This window comes from Lysinibacillus telephonicus, assembly GCF_003966145.1.
GTDB lineage: Bacteria > Bacillota > Bacilli > Bacillales_A > Planococcaceae > Ureibacillus > Ureibacillus telephonicus.
Genome location: NZ_RXNR01000022.1, coordinates 40,069 through 64,106 on the forward strand (window position 1 = coordinate 40,069; position 24,038 = coordinate 64,106).

The 24,038-nt window shown below is 33.8% G+C and carries 16 protein-coding genes; 11 read left to right on the forward strand and 5 right to left on the reverse strand.

All coding sequences use genetic code 11. The features are described from left to right. The first annotated feature begins 134 nt into the window (after positions 1 to 134). Together EKG35_RS09605 and EKG35_RS20870 are read left to right on the forward strand one after the other, a co-directional pair. Complete coding sequence (locus tag EKG35_RS09605) at positions 135 to 1,790, forward strand: pre-peptidase C-terminal domain-containing protein (protein WP_185807696.1); 1,656 nt, start codon at positions 135 to 137, stop codon at positions 1,788 to 1,790. Between the two features lie 296 nt (positions 1,791 to 2,086). After that, positions 2,087 to 2,230 (forward strand): YwzD family small protein, encoded by a 144-nt coding sequence (locus EKG35_RS20870; RefSeq protein ID WP_185807697.1) that lies wholly within the window; start codon positions 2,087 to 2,089, stop codon positions 2,228 to 2,230. Between the two features lie 95 nt (positions 2,231 to 2,325). Here the strand turns inward: EKG35_RS20870 and EKG35_RS09610 are convergent, their stop codons facing one another. Further along, on the reverse strand, positions 2,326 to 2,826 hold the full coding sequence (locus EKG35_RS09610) for a sigma-70 family RNA polymerase sigma factor (RefSeq protein ID WP_126294232.1): 501 nt from the start codon (positions 2,824 to 2,826) through the stop codon (positions 2,326 to 2,328). 352 nt (positions 2,827 to 3,178) lie between these two features. Between EKG35_RS09610 and EKG35_RS09615 the strand changes: the two genes are divergently transcribed. Next, a complete protein-coding gene (locus EKG35_RS09615) occupies positions 3,179 to 3,628 on the forward strand; it encodes a competence protein ComK (RefSeq protein WP_126294233.1) in 450 nt (149 codons plus the stop codon). A gap of 865 nt (positions 3,629 to 4,493) precedes the next feature. Here the strand turns inward: EKG35_RS09615 and EKG35_RS09620 are convergent. Together EKG35_RS09620 and EKG35_RS09625 are read right to left on the reverse strand one after the other, a co-directional pair. Beyond that, on the reverse strand, positions 4,494 to 5,963 hold the full coding sequence (locus EKG35_RS09620; protein ID WP_126294234.1) for a carbon starvation CstA family protein: 1,470 nt from the start codon (positions 5,961 to 5,963) through the stop codon (positions 4,494 to 4,496). Positions 5,964 to 6,453: 490 nt separating this feature from the next. After that, positions 6,454 to 7,923 carry a carbon starvation CstA family protein gene (locus EKG35_RS09625; RefSeq protein ID WP_126294235.1) on the reverse strand — a complete coding sequence of 490 codons (1,470 nt, stop codon included), beginning with the start codon at positions 7,921 to 7,923 and terminating at the stop codon, positions 6,454 to 6,456. A 343-nt stretch (positions 7,924 to 8,266) separates the two neighbouring features. Between EKG35_RS09625 and EKG35_RS09630 the strand changes: the two genes are divergently transcribed. Continuing rightward, positions 8,267 to 8,692 carry a YiaA/YiaB family inner membrane protein gene (locus EKG35_RS09630; RefSeq protein WP_126294236.1) on the forward strand — a complete coding sequence of 142 codons (426 nt, stop codon included), beginning with the start codon at positions 8,267 to 8,269 and terminating at the stop codon, positions 8,690 to 8,692. A 52-nt stretch (positions 8,693 to 8,744) separates the two neighbouring features. Here the strand turns inward: EKG35_RS09630 and EKG35_RS09635 are convergent, their stop codons facing one another. Then, entirely contained in the window at positions 8,745 to 9,233 is a 489-nt protein-coding gene (locus EKG35_RS09635; RefSeq protein WP_126294237.1) for a hypothetical protein, read from the reverse strand. A 792-nt stretch (positions 9,234 to 10,025) separates the two neighbouring features. On the opposite strand from EKG35_RS09635, the gene EKG35_RS09640 reads away from it, so the two are divergent. From EKG35_RS09640 to EKG35_RS09650, 3 genes are all read left to right on the forward strand, one after another. Further along, complete coding sequence (locus EKG35_RS09640) at positions 10,026 to 11,921, forward strand: S-layer homology domain-containing protein (protein WP_126294238.1); 1,896 nt, start codon at positions 10,026 to 10,028, stop codon at positions 11,919 to 11,921. Between the two features lie 207 nt (positions 11,922 to 12,128). After that, positions 12,129 to 14,888, forward strand: a complete 2,760-nt coding sequence (locus tag EKG35_RS09645) for an S-layer homology domain-containing protein (RefSeq protein ID WP_126294239.1) — start codon at positions 12,129 to 12,131, stop codon at positions 14,886 to 14,888. A gap of 47 nt (positions 14,889 to 14,935) precedes the next feature. Further along, positions 14,936 to 15,616, forward strand: coding sequence for an S-layer homology domain-containing protein (locus tag EKG35_RS09650; protein ID WP_246020287.1), 681 nt, complete (start codon positions 14,936 to 14,938; stop codon positions 15,614 to 15,616). A gap of 53 nt (positions 15,617 to 15,669) precedes the next feature. Here EKG35_RS09650 and EKG35_RS09655 read toward each other — a convergent pair whose 3' ends face one another. Beyond that, complete coding sequence (locus EKG35_RS09655; RefSeq protein WP_126294240.1) at positions 15,670 to 16,290, reverse strand: hypothetical protein; 621 nt, start codon at positions 16,288 to 16,290, stop codon at positions 15,670 to 15,672. Positions 16,291 to 16,632: 342 nt separating this feature from the next. Here EKG35_RS09655 and EKG35_RS09660 point away from each other — a divergent pair, with 342 nt between their 5' ends. The 4 genes from EKG35_RS09660 (at position 16,633) to EKG35_RS09675 (ending at position 23,778) form a co-directional block, all read left to right on the forward strand. Further along, positions 16,633 to 19,083, forward strand: a complete 2,451-nt coding sequence (locus EKG35_RS09660) for an S-layer homology domain-containing protein (protein WP_126294241.1) — start codon at positions 16,633 to 16,635, stop codon at positions 19,081 to 19,083. Positions 19,084 to 19,323: 240 nt separating this feature from the next. Beyond that, positions 19,324 to 20,445, forward strand: a complete 1,122-nt coding sequence (locus EKG35_RS09665; protein WP_126294242.1) for a CAP and S-layer homology domain-containing protein — start codon at positions 19,324 to 19,326, stop codon at positions 20,443 to 20,445. Between the two features lie 224 nt (positions 20,446 to 20,669). Next, entirely contained in the window at positions 20,670 to 21,584 is a 915-nt protein-coding gene (locus EKG35_RS09670; protein ID WP_126294243.1) for a C40 family peptidase, read from the forward strand. Positions 21,585 to 21,852: 268 nt separating this feature from the next. Beyond that, on the forward strand, positions 21,853 to 23,778 hold the full coding sequence (locus tag EKG35_RS09675) for an N-acetylmuramoyl-L-alanine amidase (RefSeq protein ID WP_126294244.1): 1,926 nt from the start codon (positions 21,853 to 21,855) through the stop codon (positions 23,776 to 23,778). Positions 23,779 to 24,038: the final 260 nt, after the last annotated feature.

The window sequence follows — 24,038 nt, forward strand, 5'->3', positions numbered from 1 at the left end:
TTTAGATGGCCTTCTTCCTTAATTTTCGAGGTTTTTAAAGACTTAATAACTATATTTTAAAATAGGACTCCTAGATATTCCTTGGCTTGTTAAAATTATACATGTGACAAACCGTAAAATTGGGGGGATGGGAATTGAAAAAGTGGGTATTTTCATTGTTAATAATTGTTTGCCTCTCATTATTAAGTAATGAGTATCAAGCTAAAGCAGCAGCTAATACTGCAAATGATTCATTTTCTGCAGCTACATCAATAAAGTTTGAGAATGGAACTGCAAGGGTCAATGGAGAATTAACTCGTTTATCAAATACAGACATTTATAAATTTACATTGTCTAATGCAGGTAAGGTAGATATAAGTATCAACCGTAATGTTAATACACAATATCGTGTAACACTGTATAACTCAGCTCAACGAGAGTTGGAAAGATATGAATCTGCACTTAGCAATGACAATGAAATGAAATTACTATTTTCACAAGGTTTAGATGCTGGTACTTATTACGTAAAGGTTGAACCATACAAAGGTGTTACTGATCAAGTATCATATACATTAGGTTTAAAGTATACTCAAAGTAATTATTATGAAAAAGAATTAAATAACGATCGCAATACTGCAAATTCAATTTCAATAAATAAAAAATATTATGGATTTGCAGACACAAGCAATGACTATTATGCTTTTACAATCCCTTCAAATGGTGAAGTGAAAATTGATTTATCTCAGTCGTCAACTACAATTTTTGAGGTCTCTTTGTTGAGTGGAGCGGGGATAGAGCTTGAAACTTATGATAGCAGCTTTTCATCGAATACAAATACTATTATCCATACTGGATTACCACCTGGAAATTATTATTTAAGAATTAAATCAAAAGAAGGGGATTTAGCGAATATCCCTTATGAATTTATTGTTAATTTTAAAGCTAATAATTTGTTTGAAATAGAAAATAACGGTTCAACATCTTTTGCTAATGAAATTTCACCTGGACAAATAAAACAAGGTGTTATAAGTTCAAGTGCTGATGTTGATTACTACCGTTTACAAGTTGAAAAAAATACGAACTTTGATTTATATATAACAGAGCCTAAAAATGCGACGTTCAAGGTTGAAATTTCTGATAAACTTTTTAATGTAGATGAAGAAATTTATACGGAGTATGGTAATGGCAGCTTATCGAAAATTAGCAATATTACGTTGCCGCAAGGTATCTATTTTATAAAAATTCAGCCTAGCCAAGGTGTAAGCAGAAACGTTCAATATAATCTGCGAATAGCAGACACATTTAGTACCGATATTACATTCTATAAGGATTTTCGACCTGGTGAGTATTGGGTAGAATCCTTTACTTGGGGAATTAATAATAATATTTTAACAGGAGATAAACAGTCAAATCGTTTAAATCCAAATAAAAATATTACGGAAGCACAAATGTTAGCGATGGTATTAAGATATGCATTCCCAAATGAAGCCAAGGATTCAACTAGTGGACAGTGGTATAACAACTATTATGAAATGGCTAGCAACAAAAAAATTGAGGTAACAAATAAGCCAAATAGTCCTTTGCGCCGTGGAGATGTGGCCAAAATTTTAGCAAAAGTTTATACTGGCAAAAATATGACTGAACAAGAATCAGTACAATGGTTATATACACACGATATTACAACAGGAATCAATCCATCAAAACCAAAAAATTATAATAACTTCAATCCGGATGGAAAGATTACAAGAGCTCAAGCGATTACCTTCATGTACCGTCTTTCACAAAAAGGAATCAATCCACAGTTGAAGTAGAGAATCTTATCTCTATCATAGTCTTTAGAGTGTAAACATAGTCAGAATCGACTTTGTTTACGCTCTTTTTTATACGAAAAAATTGTCATGCATACAAATTAGAAAGATAGTAATGGAAGGATAAAAAAATAATAATCTAGTAAGAAAAATAGTTGTAGATTTTTGAAATTTTAGCATCTTTTAATATACAATTGTAACAATGGACTTAAGGGACAGATTTCTTTTAAACACATATAATAGTTTAAGTAACATTAAATGCATTTGTATTACTTGGGGGCATTGGAGGCATCGTAGAAATGATGACAGATGATATACAAGAAGAATTAAAACGCATTTTAGAATATGGCATACATAGAGGCAATGAATCTTCTATTACAGTTCAAGAACTAATCCAAGAACTATCTGAAAAACTAAAAGTCCTTTTAGAAAAAAGCGAATAATGTGCTGGGTACACCTTTTGTACCCAGCACACAGACGATTTAAATTATAAAAGGGATTAAAGCGCATATTTTGTGCTTGATTCCTTTTTTGATGATTATGATGTTTGGTGGACAATCATTTCTCGAATTTTTTTTATTAATCGGTCCCGGCGTTTTTTTAAAGTTGAAAGAGGTATATTTTCAATTTTTGCAAGTTCTTTATATGAATATTGATAAACGTATAGATTCATTAGTAAGTTGTACTCTTCAAGCTTTAATTGAGATAGTATATCCTCCAGTTGCCCAAAATCGAAATTTGAACGATTTTTCATTTCGTAATACTGTGCTATATTTACAAGTTCTTCTTTATCGTACGCAATGTTTCTACCATTATATTGGTTATCCTTCCTCATCTCTGTATAGATTGTTGTTAACATCGTTCGATATGCATATGGAGCGAAATCACCTAGGGTTTCGTCGTAGTTTTGCCATGCTTTCCAAAGTGCAATTGCTGCACTTTGTCGATAGTAATCATGATTTTTGTATATATTTGTTCTTTTCAATACATGCGATATCATAGGTGAATATTTCTCAAATACTTCGTCAAAAGTTTGCATTTACTTCTTCCTTAATGACGAGCGCGCAAGTCCGTTATTCCATGGTGGCTCTATCGTACATAAGATTATTTATGGAAGCGAACTCACTATTTAAGAGATTTTCTAGGAGAATTACGGGAATTTTTAATAGTAATTTACAATGTTTTCCTAGTAAGTTATTGAAATAACAACTATTTTTAGGGATGGATTCTGCTAGCAAATTTTAAATGTGATAGTTTTTCGACTTTCAAATTCTAAATATTGATAATTTTAGGAATAATTTTTAAAATATTATCCATAATTACCATTTTTTGTTTATTAGGTGTATGGAAGTTATCAAAGTGAAAGTAATTCAATTAGGGGAGGAGTATTTATGTGTTTTGAAGAAATGAAAATTTTGAAAGAACATGCTTGTCACGCAATTGCTCCTTATTATAATGGGATGCATTCATCGATAATTTACACTGATCAAGGCCATGTTTTTTCAAAGGAACCTGTTCAAAAAATTATAGAAAATCTTTGTTTAGAATATGGTTCTACTTTACTTGGACGTTTACATGCTTCACGTGAAATGCTCGGTTATATCAAAAATCCGCCTATTCTAATTTCTGAAAGCTTACCTCGAGTCGCAATCCAAGCTCCCTGTTACTACACAAAAGAAACGATTTGGATAATTGATTTGAACTTTAAAATAAAGAATGCAACTTACTTTAGTGAGATTATCTTTAATCCCCAAATCAAACTGCCAATCGATCTCTCCTTAGAAGCGATAAGACAAAGAAAACTAAAGGGATTTGAACTATTAGTTAAATTTATGTTGTGATTTTGAAAGCGTTTACTTATGACTTTTTAATAACTACATAAATTATCTTTTATTTATTAAGGGAATGCTTTCAGGAATGAAGGAAAAGTGAATTTGCTTTTTGTTTTAGAGAATTAAAATTTGTAATTTTCTGAATTTATAGTGTACATGATACACAATATAGGCATACAATAAAGTAAGGGGGGGTCTATATTTTTAAATTTCTTTTAGGCATTATTTGTATTGCTTTAACCCTAGTCATTATTCGTTTATTTATGAGAATTGTCGAAGAAAGAAAAAAATCAGACTTCTTGATTACATTTGTTTTATTGATTGTACTAATCATTCTTGCCTTTTTCTATATAACTAGTGGTTAGAGCTGTAGAGTCGGTGTTGTGATAGAAATTAATTTCTTGTAAACTTATGTACTATGAAAAGAAAACGCTTACAATCAGTTCTGGTACAGAGGAAAGAGACTAATCCTAATACAGTTAATCAGGATTAGTCTCTTTTTGTATTTAAATTTCGTAAATATGAATTGAAATTACGTGAAAAAATCAAACCGCGTAAAAAACTAGTGAACCTGCGTAAATCCAACTCGAAACCACGTAAAAATTAAATCAAACCACGTAAATATCAAGTGAAATCGCGTAAAAAAATCAAACCGCGTAAAAAACTAGTGAAACCGCGTAAATCCAACTCGAAACCACGTAAAAATTAAATCAAACCGCGTAAATATCACCCAAAACCGCGTAAATATCAACTGAAAGTAGACAATTAATAACCGCGTAAATATATAGCACAATAAACATCCTATATGTGTATCCTTAATACTAAAACAGTGCAATTGAAAAGACGAGGAGTTCATCCTCGCCTTCAAGTTATTCTAATCTTGTTCTACTGTACTTGCTATTTGGTATCCGGATACGTCTTCATCCAGTAAGAAGGAAGTACCGCGCTTTTTGTGTGCGGCGTTGAAGAAGACTGCTAGAATTGCAATTGTTGCCACTACACCACCAATGAATGAAGCGTTTAATGGGATGCCGAAGCCCATTGTTGGTTCGTAAAGAATATAAACGATTACCATATACGTCATAAAGGTTGCTGGAATTGTTGCAATCCAGTAATTTTTCCTTGCAAGGAATAAATACATTGCTCCCACCCAAAGTGCAATTACTGCGGTTACTTGGTTTGCCCATGAGAAATAGCGCCATAAAATATTAAAATCTATTTTTGTTAACCCATAAGAAATAACGAATAATGGAATTGCAATCCATAAACGACTTAATAATTTTGCTTGCCCAAATTTAAAATATTCTGCGATAATCATACGAGCTGCACGGAATGCTGTGTCCCCAGAAGTAACAGGTAACACGATAACACCAAGAACAGCCAATGTACCGCCAATAGAGCCTAACATTAATAGTGACACTTCACTTACAACAGCTGCAGGACCACCAGCAGCAATTACTTCGTTTAGCCCATCGTATCCGCCAAATAAACTCATAGAAGCAGCTGCCCAAATCATCGCAATAATACCTTCAGCTATCATCATTCCGTAGAAAATTTTACGGCCTTGTTTCTCATTTTGAGTTGTACGAGAAATGATAGGTGTTTGCGTTGCATGGAATCCTGATAATGCACCACAAGTAATTGTAAAGAATATTAATGGGAAAATTGGTAAATTACCTGGATGCATATTTGTAAACGATAATTCTGGAATTGGTGCTCCTGTTACAATTAGTCCAATTCCTACACCTACCGCTGAAATTACTAATAGCGCTCCAAAGTATGGGTATAATCGACCGATGATTTTATCAACTGGTAAAAGCGTAGCTAAAATATAATACAAGAAGATTACTCCTACGATAATACCAAGTGCTACTCGACCATCTAGTAAATTATTTATAAGCATAGCTGGAGAAGTAACGAAAACGGTTCCAACTAAAAGTAATAATAATAACGCAAAAACATTTACAACATGTTTCATAAATTTCCCAAGGAACTTTGAAACTAGTTCTGGTAAATGAGCCCCTTTGTTTCGAATCGAAATCATACCAGTTAAATAATCATGAACTGCACCTGCAAAAATACAGCCAACCACAATCCAAATAAATGCAACAGGTCCGTAAAGAGCCCCTGCAATTGGACCGAATACTGGTCCAGTACCAGCAATGTTAAGCAACTGGATTAATGAATTTTTCGGAGTAGACATTGGAACATAGTCAACTCCATCTGAATTTACATAAGCTGGTGTTGGTCGGTCTGGTCTCTCCCCAAAGACTTTTTCTACGTATTTTCCATACGTAAAATAACCAACGATTAATAATACGATACATACTAGAAATGTAATCATTATAAGTCCCCCATCCCTTTTGAAATATTCGCAATATTCACTACTAAAACGATAATAACATATGATGTTATATAACAACAATACTATTTTTATATAACAGAGCTATTCTTTATTTGGGAAGGATTTTTCCTATGTAAAAGCGGGGAAATTGAACATTTAAAATAAAAACTTGATAGATCTCTCACTAAATTTATTTTTCTACCAAAAGAAATACGCATTATTTTTATGGATGATTGAAAAAGGGTGCAATTAACGATGGATACTCAGAATTTATGAGCGATTTTTCGAGGAATATGTGCAAATACCTATACTGAGATAAAACGAATAAATATCTAAAAAACACGTAAATATAAAGACAAATAGCGTAAATATTACATTAAACTTCGTATATATATATGAAACCGATTAAATATTACAAAGATCATAGAGATGTCTACTTAAAACCATGCAATTTAAAAGACGAGAAACTCATCCTCGCCTTCAAGTACTTCTAATCTTGTTCTACTTTGCTTGCGATTTGATATCGGGATACATCTTCATCAAGAATAAAAGCTGTTCCACGATTTTTGTGGGCGAAGTTGAAGAATACTGATAAAATTGCAATTGTTGCCACTATACCGCCAATGAATGAAGCGTTTAATGAGATGCCAAAGCTCATAGATGGCTCATAAAGAATATAAACAATTACCATATATGTCATAAAGGTCGCTGGAATAGTTGCTATCCAGTGATTTTTCTTTGCATGAAATAAATACATTGCACCTACCCAAAGTGCAATTGCTGCTGTTACTTGGTTTGCCCAAGAGAAGTAAACCCATAAATTACTGAAATTAATTTTGGTTAAACTATAGGAAATGATAAATAATGGAATTGTAACGCATAAACGGCTAAATAATTTTGCTTGTCCCATTTTAAAATAGTCAGCTATAATCATTCGTGCTGCACGGAATGCTGTATCTCCAGAGGTGATAGGTAATACGATTACACCTAAAATTGCTAAAGTACCACCAATCGACCCTAATATTAATAATGCAACTTGACTTACTACAGCTGCTGGTCCACCTGTAGTAAGAACCTCATATAGCCCCTCGGAACCTCCAAATAAACTCATTGCAGCTGCAGCCCAAATTAAAGAAATAATCCCTTCTGCAACCATCATTCCGTAGAAAATTTTACGCCCTTGGTTTTCATTTTGTGTAGTACGAGAAATGATAGGTGTTTGTGTTGCGTGGAATCCTGATAACGCACCGCAAGTAATCGTAAAGAATATTAATGGAAATATCGGTAATTCATTTGGATGCATATTAGTAAAAGATAATTCCGGAATTGGTGCACCTGTTACAATTAATCCGAATCCAACACCCAAAGCAGAAATAACTAACAATGCTCCAAATAGTGGATAGAGACGACCGATAATTTTATCTACAGGCAAAATAGAAGCTAAAATATAATAAAAGAAAATTACAGCAACAATAACTTCTATTGATATTTGACCTTCCAATAGATTATTAATCAGCATTGCAGGTGAAGTTACAAACACTGTACCAATTAAAAGTAATAATAGTAGTGCAAAAACATTTACGACATATTTCATATATTTCCCTAAAAATATTGACACTAATTCAGGTAAATGAGCTCCTTTGTTTCGAATCGAAATCATCCCCGTTAGGTAATCATGAACTGCTCCTGCAAAGATACAGCCAACAACAATCCAAATAAATGCAACAGGTCCATAAAGTGCCCCTACAATCGGTCCGAATACAGGCCCAGTCCCAGCTATATTAAGCAGCTGGATTAAAGAATTTTTTGAAGTCGACATTGGAACAAAGTCAACTCCATCTGCATTTACATAAGCTGGCGTTTGACGCTCACCGTTAGCCCCAAAAACTTTTTCCACGTATTTTCCATATGTAAAATAAGCAAGAATTAACAACGCAATACAGACTTGAAGCGTTATCAACTTAAGTCCACCATCCTTTTAATATTCACTATTGAAATAATAACACACTATAATAGGACAATAATTTAATTTATTTCAGACTTTATGAGCGGATTTCCAAGGTTTATGAGCGAATCTGGGGACTTTATGAGCGGATTTTCAAGGTTTATGAGCGAATTTCGGGACTCTATGTGCGATTTCCAATGTTGGATGAGCGAATTTCTTATACTCTAAAGAATTGATTTAAGTATCAGGGATTGAGGGATCCTACATAGTTTCGTATTCGGTCACATAGAATGTTTTGTGAAATTAAATATGTAGGGGTTTGAACATTAGCATAATAGAATATGTGGAGGAAACCTATATGCAAAGTAAAGAATTTTTCTTCTTAACATGGGCAGCATTTCTTGTATCGTTTAGTTTTGTCCTAATTGCTATTTGGAACACAGACTGGATGTTGGTTGAACGAGGATTTTATACTATTTGTTTAGGTTGGATAACTTTTTCTGCATTTTCATTAGTAAAAGTTTTACGTGATAGAAATGAAGGTATTAAAACAGCCCCTGAATATTTATTTTTGGCGTGGCTTTCTATGATTGTATCATTTAGTATTGGTATGATTGCAGTATGGAACACAGAATGGATTTTTGTTGAAAAGGGCTATTACTGGATGGGGATTTTATTTACAACATATACATCTGTAGCTCTTGCAAAAGTTATTCGTGACCGTCAAGTATATTTAGAGGAACACAAAGAAGTACAAGACGCAATAATTGAAAAAGAAGAATAATTGTACCTGGCACACAAACATTCTGTGATGTTTGTATGCCAGGTATTTTTTATTAAGCTACAAATGGTTTTTTCATGCGTAATAAGCCATAAACGTAATAGAAAATACTACATGTTATAAATGTTAGGAAAACGAATAGAATGGATTTCCCAGTATCTCCTATCCAGCGGTAGAACAAACGGTAAATATAATAAATGGATATTACCATAAGTGCAATAGATGCTAGAATACCGATAAATGGAATGATGGAAATGATGGCAAGTGCAATGTAAATTAACAGGAATTTTAGCGCATCTTTTTTAATTTCATCAGTTGATGTTTTAATTGAGCCTAGTGCAAATAAAACATACGCATTGGCAATAGGAATCCATGACCAGAAAGCGATTTCGGCTAATCCATTTGTTTTGGCAGCATTATAGAAAATAATTGCCGTAATAATATAACCTAGAATACCTAATACTATACCAACAATTATAAACGTTAAAAGTAAGCCCCCAAATAAAGCATCATATTCACTTGAATAACTGTTGTATGAAGACATAAAAACACCTCCTTTCACTTATTTTTTTCCCCCCATGAAAGGAATCAAAGATAATATATGTTGTTGCAATAAATTTAGAAATCGTAAACTTAATTTAATTAATTTATCCTGCTAGGATAAGAGATTTCTCCTAAAAATAATTTTTTTTAAAAAAACTCGGGTATTGCTTAACGCCTAACGATTCTCTAATATGTATGAATTTACGATTTAGAACACTTTAAAGCCAAGTTAATACCGTTCAAACGTTTAATTATGTTTTTAACATAATTTTCATTTATTTATAGTAAACTATGTCGGAAGCTATATAATTCTGGAGTGGTCGAAATCTTCCCTTTTATAAAAATTTGAGTTTTAAAATGAATCTATCTACTATTTTTGTCAAAAAAATACATAATAAATCATCATTCTACGAAAAAGGATAGTAAATTAAGATTGTTCTTTTTTGAAAGAAATGGTAGACTTAATTTGTAAAAGAATTTTTCCTCATCATGCATATATTAACAGTCATTAAGAAAAATGGTTGGTAGCCCAAAAACAAGAGCACAAGTATTCGTACTTGTGCTCTTGTTTTTTGTATTCGATATCAAAAAAATATCAAAAATATAAACGATATATTAATTTTTTAGAAAATCATAACTACAATATTAAATCCCCGACAATATTGGTAAATCATTCAATGACACTATTTACCTTTGATTTTACAAAAAGATTAAAAGTATACTGTAAAAAGTTATCGTATTTAATAGGTAACAGTAAAGATGATAATATTTTGATATCCAGGGGGATTTTTTTATGAAGAAATATTCAAAATTCATGGCAACAGCAACTACGGCAACGTTAGTAGCATCTGCATTCGTTCCAGTAGCATCTGCGGCATTCGATGATGTGAAAGAAAACAATTCACACGCTGAAGCAATCAATGCATTAGTTGAAGCTGGAATTATTAAAGGATATGAAGATGGTTCATTCCGCCCCAACGCTCAATTAACACGTGGACATGTTGTTAAAATGCTTGGTAAGTGGGTGGAAAAACAAGGTTTTGAAATCCCTGCTGATTGGAATACAGTTCAACGATTCGATGATGTGGAAGTTGGTGCTAAAGACCAAGAGTTAGTAAAATACGCTGCATTAGTAAAAGAGGCAGGTGTTTTTATCGGATCTAACGGCAAATTAAACCCTGGAGGCCATATTTCTCGTGAAAACATGGCGTTGACATTAGACCGTGCTTACAAAGCAGTTACAGGTACTTCATTAGTTGAAATTGCAGAAAATGCAAAAGACTTAGTAGTAGCTGATCTTACATCTGCTAAAGCTGAATCACGTGAAGAAATTCAAGCATTACGCAACTTAGGTATTTCAATTGTTGAGAAGTTTGAACCAAAAAACTCTGTAACACGTGCACAATTCGCATCTTTCCTAAATCGTACAATCGAGACAATTACATATGAAGAAGAATTAGAAGTTGCATCTGTAACAACTATAGATTCTTCAAAAATTGTAGTAGAATTCACACAACCGATTGATGGTACGCAAGCCAACTTACAAGCAGTTAAAGTTGAAAAAGTTGGTGTGACAACATCAGATACTAGCACTTTATCATATAGATTAAGTGAAGATGGAAAAGCACTTACAATTTCAACAGACATTAAAAATAATGCATTCTTCGATGGTGATTACAATGTCGTAATCGATTCCGAAACGGTTAAAGGTGCAGCCGGTGAGTTTGTTCCTTCATATAATACAACTGTTCACTTTAATGATACGCAAGCACCAACATTTACAACAGAACAGGTTTCATCTTTAGTTTACAAAGTGAATTTCTCAGAGCCAGTGCAAGCTGACGCAGTAGGTAAAATTACTTTCAAAGATGCACAAGGCCAAGAAGTAGCTGTTGGAAAATCATTAAATGAAGAGCAAACAGTATTAACATTAACGATTGATCAAGATGTTGAAGCTAAAAAGGAATTTACTGCAACAATTACTGATGCAAAGGATATCGCTGGCAACTTATTGGATCCAAACCCAGCAACTTTCACAATGGTTAAAGGTGAAAAAGATGGTGTAGCTCCAACAGTAGAAACAATCACTCAAACAGGTGAAAACACATTTACAGTTAAAGTTTCCGAGGAATTACTTGCAAACCCAACTGTAAAATTAGGAACTACAGCTGATTCATTAGAAATTACTACCGTTGAAGTTGATGAAAAAGATCCAACTTTATTTCACGTTACTGCAAGCTCTAAATTCAACAGTGCTGCTTACTATGTAGAAGTATCTTCATTAACTGATCTTTCAGGTGAAGCAGGAGAAACGGCTACTAAATTAGTAGAATTCACTAAAGAAGAAGAGGATGCTGCTCCGACTGTTGAATCTGCTACATTAGATACTGCAACAAAAACAATCGAAATTACCTTCTCAGAAGCTATTAAACTAAACGAAGCTGCTGTTAACGACTTCGAAGTTTATGTAGATGGAAAAGCATTTGAAGCCCCAATCAAATTTGATGCGAATCTTCAAGATGCCGAAGCAACATCTGCAAATACTATCTCTGTTGTAATTTCTGATTTGACAACTGATGATATGCAAAAGCAATTAACAATTGTTGGTCTTGAAGGTACAGATATTACAGATGTAAATGGTAATTCAATTAAATTTGAAACTGCTATTGCATTAACAGCTAAAAAATAATTCATCTAATATAGAAATTTTTTATGTCGATTATGATCCATTTCATAATCGGCATTTTTTATTAGTAGATAGAAGAAATGAGTGAAAATCAACATTAAAAAGACAGCAACTGGCATTATTTTGATACAAATTGTGTTTTTCTAATGGCAATCATCCAGAAATGCTATAGAATGGTAATATACCCATTATTTTTTGGAGGGGAGACATATGAAGAAAAAATCGAAACGTTTTCAATATTTGACAGGTCTGTCAGCTGCAGCGGTTGTTGTTTCAACAGTAGCTCCAATTTCTACAAGTGCAGCATTATTTTCCGATATTAATGGAAACTCACACCAATTTGCAATAGAAGCTCTAGTCAAACAAGGGATTATTAATGGATATGCTGACGGAACGTTTAAACCAGGGAAAGGTTTGACTCGTTCAGATGTCGTAAAAATATTAGGGAAATATTTAGTTTCCATAGGATATAAAATTCCTAATGATTATAAGTCCAACATGCGTTACTCGGATCTATCCAAAAATACTTCTGATGAGCTGCTTCAATATGCAGCATTGGTAAAGGATGTCGGAGTATTTAACGGGAATAATGGTCAACTATTACCGAATGAAGAAATGCGCCGGGAACATATGGCGGTTGTTTTAGTGCGCGCATTTTCAACAATACATAATTTTGATTATATTGACTATGTTGCAAATCAAAACTTCAACATTGAGATAAGAGATTTGGGTGAAGCGACGAATGAAGCACAAAGAGCAATTAAAGTACTTGATTATTTTGATATAACGAAGGCTTCTTCCTTTAACCCTAAGTCTGTTACAGAGCGTGGCCAGTTTGCATCAATGTTTTATAACATGAGCAATGTACGTATTCCGGCATTAACTGTTAAAGAGGTAGAAGTTTTATCAGCAAATGAGCTTGAGGTAACACTTTCAGATGACACAACTCATCATGTAGAACTAAAAGATTCACTTGAAGAAAATGTCCCTACAACAGTTTCATTTGAAATCGATAATGTTTCATACTCTGCTAAAGTCACTTATAGCATTAGCCAGTTGAAGGTTGACGATGTAAAAAGTAATAATGGTGGTCAATTTACGATTTATTTTAATCAGGAAATAAATCTTGATTCGACAACTGACTCAGAGAAGCTAGAATCAATGTTTAAACTTACTGGAATAGATAATGCTGGCTCTGTTTCATTAAATAAAGGTGAAATAAGTGAAGATAAACGATCTTATAAAATTACAATTGATGATGAAGAGGCGTTAAATGAACGATATCGTCTAAAAATTAATGGCGTCAAATCAATGAAAGGCTATACGTTATCGAATTATGAAGGAACGTTCTTTTTCAATGAGGATAATGTAGAACCGAAAATAAATGGAATCCAAAAGCTTAGCGGCGATAAAGTGAAAGTTATTTTCTCTGAACCAATTAAAAGTGTAAGTGATACACCTCAATTTAAACTAGCAGGTGGACAAACGGTAAGTAATATAACAGGAAAGATTGAAAGGAATGCTACTGAGGTAGTGTTTGATTTGTCTAATGCTACGTCTAATGGTGAAGAGCTTGAGGGAAATACGAAGATATATGTGAAATTTGGTGTGATAACGGATATTGCAGGGAATACTTCTTCGCCAGAGCAGTTAGAAATTGAACTGCGTAAAGCGGATGAGGATGGGGTAAAGCCCGTTTTAGAATCGGTTACACAGCTTGGTGCTAAGCAGTTTAAATTAACTTTTTCTGAAGACTTATCTCCAATTTGGAAATCAGATTTACAAATCATTCAGGGAGGTTCTACTGTTGCAGTGGAGTCTGTTGAGCAGGATAAGGATGATTTAGCATCATTTATTGTAACAGTTGGGGATTACCTACAAGGCAATGTGACAATTTCAACAGCTAATGGCCATACGATTTCAGATATATCAGGCGAGACAGCTACTTTTAAAACAACACATACTTTTACTACTGATTCTACGAGGTCTTCAGTGATTGATACACAAGTTGTTAGAGAAGAAAACAATGAGTATTTATATATAACGTTTGACCGAAATATTATGGCAGAAAAAGATGCGACGGTGTCTATCGATGGAGTCTACGTCCATAATGGTGTAACAAATCAAATTCCGTCGACAAACAAAGCAATAGTGCGAACAGACAAAACAAATAAGAAAGTTGTTCGAGTATTATTGAGAGAGCTATTGAAAGATATTGATCTTGAAGATGCCCAGTATTTTGTAAACTTAACGTTTGATGGTGTTACAAATGAACGTAATATGGCTGTTTATAATGCGGAGGATGTGAAATTTACGCGTTCTGTGGATTATAACATTAATAATAGTCGTTTAGAGGTAGTAACAATTGAAACCTCTCGTTCATCAGATGATATTGAAGAAAATAATCGATTATTAATCAATTTTAATTATCCTGTAAACCAGGCTGATGCGGAAAATAAAAATAACTATCAGCTTGCTGGATATCGAATTGAAAGTGCAAATTATTATGCTTCAAAACCTTACCAGGTAGAACTTATTGTCCGTGGCAGCTCGACTTCAGGAAAATCACCAAATTTAAAAATAAAAAATATAAGAGCTGAAGGTTCTTTTGAAAAGATGAAAGAATTTAATAAACTAGTCGATATGTATGAGAACCGTAAACCGATTTTCCTAAATGCTACCGTAACAAATGAACTTGAAATTACATTGAAGTTTAATGAAGAACTAGCCGATATTGAGGACAATTATTTTGTTATTAAAGATAATGAAGGAAATTCATTTGAAGTAACTTCGAAACTTCATCCTTCTGATAGAAAGAAAATTATTTTAACGGTTTCAAATGATGAAGATGAAGATAAGGCGATGAGACTTACAATTAAAGTTAAACCAAACAAAGAAATTACAGATCTTAGTGGCAATAAAACAGAATGGGAATCAACGACAATATATGTACAATCTACGTTCTGGTAATATAATAAAAAAGAGTTTTATTTAAAATTTTCATAGGGGGGCTTCAAATGTTTCGTAACAAATCAAAGAAGCAGTGGGGCAAAATTGCTTCTGCTTTTGTATTAGCCACAGTAATAACAGGGTCTATGTTTAATAATGCTCCAACTGCCGAGGAGTTAACTAATCCTTTTACTGATGTAAGCACAAACAATTCACATTATAATGCAATTGTTACATTGTATAATGAAGACATCGTAACTGGCATTACAGCGACTGAGTTTAAACCAAATCAAGAAGCAACTCGTGGTGATGCGGCGTTATATTTAGCAAACGCCCTACAGCTTGATACTCAAAATGTACAAAACCCTGGCTTTAAAGATGTGCCTTCATCAAGCAAATATTATGGAGCAATTGCAGCGTTGTTTGAAAACAACATCATCAGTGGCTATGGTGATACATTTAAGCCGAACAACACATTAACAAGATCCCAAATGGCAAAAATGCTAACATTAGGGTTTGATTTAGACATTGCAACAACAACTAATTCAAAGTTTGTTGATGTAAATAAATTAACGGATACAAACACTAAACGTTATATTCAAACATTAGTTGACTATCAAATTACGGTAGGTACAACAGAGACAACATTCAGCCCAAATGGCAAATTAAAACGCGGACAACTTGCTTCATTTTTATTTAATGCAATTGAAGCAACAGAACCTGCATTAGAGATTATTTCGGTTGAATAGTATCGGACTTTTGAACACGTTCTCAGGTTGAGAGCGTGTTTTTTATGCTTATTTTAGGTATAGGTGAGAGATTTGTCAGCTTGAGTGAATTGAAGTTTAGAATCGTATAAATAAGAGAAGAACTCGCGTAAAAATTCTTTGAAAGCAAGTAAATAATGCTTCAAACCGCGTAAAAAAGCAGTGAAATTACGTAAAAAATTCAAATCGCTTAAAAAAGAGTGAAACCCGGGTAAAAATAGTACGAAAGCACGTAAATAATGCTTCAAACCGCGTAAAAAAGGAGTGAAATTGCGTAAAAAATTCAAACGACGTAAAAAAGAGGAAAACCCGCGTAAAAAACCCTCGAAAGCACGTAAATAATACTTCAAACCGCGTAAAAGTGAAGAGAAACCGCGTAAAAAATTCAAACCACGTAAAAAAGAATAAAACCCGCGTAAAAATTCCCCGATAGCACGTAAATAATACTTCAAACCGCGTAAAAAAGCAGAGAAACCGCGTAAAAAATTCAAACCACGTAAAAAAGAGGAAAACCCGCGTAAAAATTCCTCGAAAGCACGTAAATAATGCTTCAAACTGCGTAAAAAAGTAGTGAAACCGCGTAAAAAATTCAAACCACGTAAAAAAGAATAAAACCCGCGTAAAAATTCCTCAAAAGCAAGTAAATAATACTTCACACAGCGTAAATAATTTCGAATCGCAGAAAAAGAAGTAAAACTTATCCAAACTCCACAAAAAAATCCCTAAGCAATGCAATCCGATTAATAAGTATAATCAACTTAAAAAAATTCCAGAACCAAATCTATAGAATTCCCCACACTTCAACAAAACATCGCCTTTCCTAAAGTATGCTAATCTATACGAACATTCATAGAATAATAATTTTACATTTAAAAATTAATCAATTGATTTTTATATACTATTTCTATTATTTTATGGAATGTTATAATAAAAATTGAGTGTACATATTTCGACACGAAACACTGTATTAGAATAGTCACCAGGAGGATCGCTTTTTAATGAAGAAACTTACTACAATTCTTATATCCCTCTCACTAATGCTTTCGACTATTCTGCCGATAAGTGTCAGTGCGTCAGAGGACGATATCCAAGATATTTCTGAACATAATGTTGATTTAGGAAATCAAGAAAATTCTACGGAAGATAATTCGATTGAAAATTCAGCAGACGAGTCACAATCGGCAACAGATGTAGTTGAGGCTAATGATGAGGGAAATACAGAAGCTAATAGCAGCCAATCAACTGAGGACTCGGCAACTATATCTCCTCAACAACCACAGCATATTACTGTTTCACAAAAGCTTGCAGATATACCTAATTCATTTTGGGCAAAAAATGAAGTTATGCAGCTTGTGGAAATGGGCGTTATAAATGGTTATCCTGATGGAGAGTTTCGACCAGCATTAGAAATCAATCGCGGCCAAGCTGCAAATCTTTTTGCAGGCGCACTTCAATTACCTGCTGCTCCTTACCAACCAATATTTTCAGATGTGAGTTCAAAATCAAGCTTCTTACAAGGAGTAATGAGAACTTTTGCATCAGGAATATTTCAAGGGAAACCAGATGGGAGATTCGGAGTTGCAGACGGCCTAACACGTGAGCAAATGGCAACAACAATTGTACGTGCTTTTGAATTACAGGATACTGGTGAACAGATTACCTTTAAAGACTGGAATCGAATCAGTCCTTCACATCGAGAAAACGTAAAAATTTTAGCACAACATGGCATTACAACGGGTAAAGAAGATGGTACATTCGATCCGAAAACAACAGTAAATCGTGTAACATTTACAGTAATGCTATACCGTGCTTTAGTTGCAACTAATCGAATCCCAGAAAATCAGTTCACGATAACAGCTGGTGAAGCATCAAGCAATTTTGCGCTAAATCGCAAGGAAGCAAATTTTGCAAAAGTAACAGGTGGGACGAACCCTCTTTACATTCGTGCAAATACAACAATTGTCAACAAAGGGGCAACGACTACTTCTTATGGTGTAGCAAAGGACACAGTTTATAACTACTCAATTGGTTTAGATGGTGCAACTTTAGAAGTAACTGTACGCCATCTAAATAATGGAGATGAGTTTGTTTTTACTACACTTGAAAATCCATCGAATTCAAAGGTGACAGTTGATTTATTCCAAAAAGAAGAGGGTATATCAAATTCACGATTATATCGTTATGATCGCTACCCGCTGAAAAAGAACCCAGATGATGTATTTGGCTATGATTCATCAAGTTATCCAACAGGACTTCTTCGTTCTGTAAATCGAGATGGAGCTGTTTCCGGCGAGCGTATGGTTGGTCAAGCATACCGTTCAAAACAATTGGTGCAAACTTATAAGGATGGTGGGCGCAGCTTAATGCGGGATTTAATTTCCGAATATGAGGCTCTATCATATAACAAACTGGGAACGGATATGTATGTTTTCTATACTTTAACATCAAACGGAAAAGATATTGTTGATACTTGGTATATGGATTCAAGTAAACAGTTATTTAATTCCGATGAAAACATGAACAGCTGGATGGTTGAAACAGCGCAAAATTACAAGAAACGCAATAAATGGTATACAGCGGAAGGTCCATTTAATAAAATGGCTACTACAACTGAACCAATGCCAAGTTCCTATCAGGGCTTCGGACGAAATTTATTGTTAGTAAAAGAGGATCGCGCATTAGTTTTATATAAAGAACAAGGCGATCGCTATTTTGAAAACTTAGTGAACAACTCGTTCGTAAGTTTAACTAAATTTAAAGGGAACAAAAAGTATTGGGAAACGGAAGTAACAAGTACTTATTTAAAAGGACTTTACGGCATTCATGCACCGTTTATCGATACACGATTTAACGAGCAAATTGCTTTATTCTACTATAATTCAGGGGCAATGTTTGGTGTTCCTAATTATAAAGAGCCTTTGCGAAATTATGCAGATTTACTTGTTTCAAGAGAGGCAGCAGGACACATTATTCGAGTAGATCGTGATTCTTATTATATCGCTGACTATTTCCCGCTTGTACAGGAGGTAACGACGCATTCTTCCATGAATCATATGTTAGGTGGAATGAATCTATTATTAATTGCCTATAAAGAGTTTGGAGATGCAAAATATCTAAAAACAGCAACAGCGATACAATCTGCAATTGCAAAAGAAAAGAATAAATGGATTCGTTCAAACGGAGACATTTGGTATCGTGTCAATAAACAAGGCGAGTTTAGAGGAGAAGACTATCAACATCTAACGCTTGAAGATTTAATCAATGCGTATCGACTTTGGAAAGACATAGATACAACATATTTACCAGTACTTGAAGAAATGATTGCTTCCAAAGCTGGCTATTTATCAAGAAATAATTATGGCTACACGCTAAAAATTAAAAATGGCCTAGAAGAGATAGGAATGTCTAAGTATTTACCAAAAGGCCCAATGTATACAGATGCATTATAATTAACTATTAAAATCTCGTATCAATCCATAGGGGTTGGTATGAGATTTTTTGTTTTGAAATATTTACAGTAATATCATAGAATGAAACGGTTGAAAAATAGTTGTTTTTTTGAAGACGAAATTTTAAGAAAGTTTCTAGTAACTGCTAAACTAAATTACTTTTATTTAAGTTCTGTTATAATAAGAATTAAGAATTCTAAACAACAGAAATCTATCTTCTATATTAAAAGGAGCCGTTTGATGATACTGAAAAAAATATTACTTTCAACTTTCATAGCACTGCTATTAACAAGCAATTTGTTGCATTCTGAAGCGAACGCATCGAACGTTAATAATAAAAATCCGGAAAAGGATGTTACTGTACTAGCTGATTCGGAGCAATACTATTATACAGATGTGAGCGAAAGTTATTGGGCTGCAGACTCTATAAAATATCTAGTAGATAAAGGGTATATGCAAGTTTATAAGGATGGCTCATTTAAACCAAACCGTAATACCACTAGAGGAGAAGCGGCTTATGTAATCGCAAAAATGATGGGAATATCATTGGAGTCTACTTTTAAGCTAAAAGCTAAGGATGTGCCGACAACTCATCCTTATTATAAAGAAATCCGTAAGTTAGCTGAGCTGGGTGTTATTCAAAATAACGAATATTTCAATCCAACTGAACCTCTGAAACGTTCACATATTTCAAAAATGATTGCACTTGCATTTGGTATAGCCGTCGATAATGTGAATAAAACTAGTTTTACAGATTATTCGAAAAACTACTGGGCTAAAAATTATATTGAATCATTGGCAGATGTAGAAATTATAAACGGAACGACTAGCACATCATTTTCCCCTAATCAATATGTTTCTAGAGCGCATTTAGCTGGTTTAACGGTGAGAGGGATGGAGTTTCGCAATAAAATTAACCGTTTAGAAGTTGCCTATGATTATTTATCGAAGGATTATATTTCAACGATTAATTCTTATACAAATTGGACAAATGAAGTAATTAAATTGGTTAATGAGGAGCGTAAAAAAGCAGGTTTATCTTCTTTAAATCAGGATGCTTCGCTTAATCAGCTTGCCATCATAAAAGCACAGGATATGATTAATAGAAATTACTTCGAGCATAATTCACCATATTATGGACAATCATGGGATATGGCTACGTTATTTGACTATGATTATACGAGCTTTGGTGAAAATATTGCACGAAATTTCCAATCTCCTAAAGAGGTAATGAATGCGTGGATGGCCTCGGATAAACATCGCTCTAACATTTTAAATGAAAATTATACAAATATAGGTATTGGTATTAAACCGAATGAAAATGGAAACTTTTATTGGGTTCAACTATTTTCTAGCAAATAAAATGGAAAATAATAGACTTTCTATTACATTCATATTACGACCGTAATAGAAAACTTTTATGAAAAACCTTACAAACGTACCGAATCTCTAGCTTTTAATAGAGATTCGGTATTTTTTATTTAATAACAAACGTTACACAAATGAAAAATACCAAAACTCTTTTCTATGGTAGTCTTTAGATAAGCAATAAAAGCTTAGGCTTTTTGGAAGGAGTTTCATACATAGTGAAAAAAAGATGGTTATTACCGATTTTTGCATCTTTCATGATATTTTCTAGTGTAAATGTAAATGATGCAGAAGCGGCTACATATTCAGAATTAAAAACTACAGCTACTCAATATATAGGCACACCATATAAATACGGTGGGACAACAGTAAATGGGATTGATTGTTCAGGATTTACAAGTCTAGTATTTTCAAAATTTGGCATTTCATTGCCTCGTACATCAAAAGAACAATATCAGCAAGGTACATCGGTATCTAAAAATAATTTAATACCTGGAGACTTAGTATTCTTCAATACTTCTGGATCAGGTATTTCACATGTAGGAATTTATATCGGCGGTGGAGATTTTATCTCAGCAACGACAAGCTCGGGCGTAGCAATCGACAGCATTTCTGATCCATATTACTGGGGATCACGATATGTTGGGGCTAAACGAATCGGCAACTTTACGAAAACTCAAATCGTTGCAGAAGTAAAAAATGCTTCTATTGACTTTAGTATTTATGCTTCTCGTGGTGAAGTAGCTCTACAACTAGCTGAAGCATTAGGAATAGATACAACTGATACAAATTCACCTTTCCCTGATGTAAAGCCAACTTCTAAATATGCAGGAGCTGTTACTGCTCTTAATAAACTTGGAATCTTTACAGGAGATGAAAACGGAAAGTTCAATCCAAGCTCGCCTATTACTCGTGGACAAGTTGCAAAAGTTTTAGTAGAAGCATTTGACTTGAAATTACAAGGTGAAGCTGAAAACTTTACAGATGTTAAAGCATCTCATTGGGCATATGAATACGTACAGATCCTTTCTTCGAACGAAATTACAAACGGTAAGGGCGACGAGACTTTTGGTTTAAACGATCATGTAATGATAAAACATATGGATGTATTTATTGATCGTTTAACACAATAATACATAGGCATTTTTATATGCTTTTGATTTGGAGAGGACACAAAATTTAGTGTCTCTCTTTTTTTCTATAAATTTTTCATATATTTCCTTTTTTTCATGTACAATAGGTGTTACAATAAGTCGAAATATAATAAATATTTTGTAGTTTAACAGAAAAAAACGAGATTTTTGTTTAATCATGTGAAATAAGGTAGAAAAGCCCGATGTATATATTGCTATAATTTGATAAAATAGGAATGCGAAAAAAAAGAAGGGAGGAAGTGGAGCATTGTCTATTAAAAAAGTCAGTCTTTTTGTGGTAGTCTTCTTCATGTCAATGTTTACCATACATAATGTAAGTGCTAGTCAACGATTTGTAGATGTCCCTTCGTCGCATGGAGCGTATGAAGAGATAAATTATCTTGTCGATTTAGGTGTAATTAAAGGTTATACAGAAAATGGGAAATCCTATTATAAACCAAATAATTATGTTACACGCGGACAAGCTGCAAAAATGGTCGTTGAATCAACTGGACACGAACCATTAGTTGTATCAAATTCTTCATTTTCAGATATAAAAATAGATTTATATCCTGAGCTTTCTGGTTATGTTGAAAGCGCTGTAAAATTAGGTTTCTTTACTGAATACAGCGCAGGAAAATTTGCTCCAAATAGGCCATTAACTCGCAACGAAATGGCGAAAACTTTATCAAAAGCTTTTAATTTAGATGTAGAAAAGTACGCAAATTTGACAGTTCCGTTTACCGATATTTCGCCAAAGGATCCTTATTATAAGTACATTGCTGCGATTTACTACAACGGAATTACAAAAGGCAACGAAACTGGAACAAAGTTTAATCCAAATGAACCTGTAAAACGGTCTCAATTTGCTTCTTTTATTGCTCGTTCAGCGGAAGAAAAGTATAGACTGGATTTACCTGTTCAAGGAGTTACTGTACCGAATGAAGAGGATGCGATTGGTACTGTTAAATCAACAACAGATAACTTAAATGTTCGTTCCTCAGCAACATCTTCAACAAGTGCTAATATTATAGGAAAAGTAAATACAGGTGCAAAGTTGCCAGTATTTGAAGTTGAAGGCAGTTGGTTAAAGGTTTCCTACAATGGTCGCTATGCTTATATTTCAAGTAGCTACACTCAATTTTTAGATCAAGATGGTCAACCTGTTGGATCAGTGAAAAAAGAGGTCCTTGCGAATGCATCAGAAGTAATTTTTTATAAAACAAGAGATATTAATGGAAAAGAATTAGGTTCATTTAGCAATGGCGAGAAAATTAAAGTCTACAAAACAGTAGGCAACTGGTATTTAACTATTCAAAATGGAATTCCAGGCTATGTCCGCATTTCTCAGACAAAAGAAATTGAGCCTGTAGAAGAAGAACCAAATGAAGAACAACCACCTAATGTCGATGATAATCAAGATAATGAACTTACGACAAATACAATAGGTATGGCAACAGTTGATTCGTTGCATATTCGTTCGGAAGCATCTAGTTCTTCAAAATCATTAGGTACTATTAATCGCGGAACATATGTTGAAGTACATTCCATCTCAGGAAACTGGGCGAAAATTTCGTACAATGGAATTGATGGCTACACACATAAAACATATTTACGTTTAATCAATCAATCTGGCAGTGCAGTAGCAGGAAGAATTATCGTCCTTGACCCAGGTCATGGCGGTAAAGATCCAGGTACATCAAAAAGTGGTGCCATTGAAAAAGAAATCGTATTGAAAGTTGCTACAAAAGTAAAACAAAAACTTGAGGCAGCTGGGGCAAAAGTATATATGACTCGTGCTGGAGATACGTATCCTACTTTACAAGATCGTGTAGACTTTGCACAAAATAATTATGCGGAAGTATTTGTAAGTATCCATGTAAACTCAGCATCAAGCGAATCAGCAAGTGGAACAGAAACTTACTATAGTATTTCAGGCAATGAAAATGAAAAAGAAGACTACCGCCTAGCAAGCGCAATTAACTCTCAAATTGTAAATAATGCAGGTATGGTGGACCGTGGTGTAAGACGCGAAGATTACTTTGTAGTTCGAAACTTACTTCTGCCTTCTGTGTTAGTAGAGTTAGGATTTGTTACAAATGCATCGGACCGTGAAAAACTAATAAGCAGCGAGTATGTTGATATCTTTGCAGACTCTATCTACAAAGGCATCGTACAATACTACAAAAAATAAAAGAAGGAATCTCCGTGTTAAGTAATGCGGAGATTCTTTTTTTGTTTTGAGAGATTAGAGCTAGAAATAATAAAAATTATGCATAAAAAATAACTCTCTATAAAAAGAATCGAATAAAAATTGAACTCGCGTAAAAAAGTATAAATGTCAACTATATAATGTACATTTTCGTTCGTTTAAGAATGTACATTTTTGATTCCCCCAACCACTGGGATGGGGGAAGTATTCTTTAAAAGGGTGGTATGCCAAGCTGATTTTGT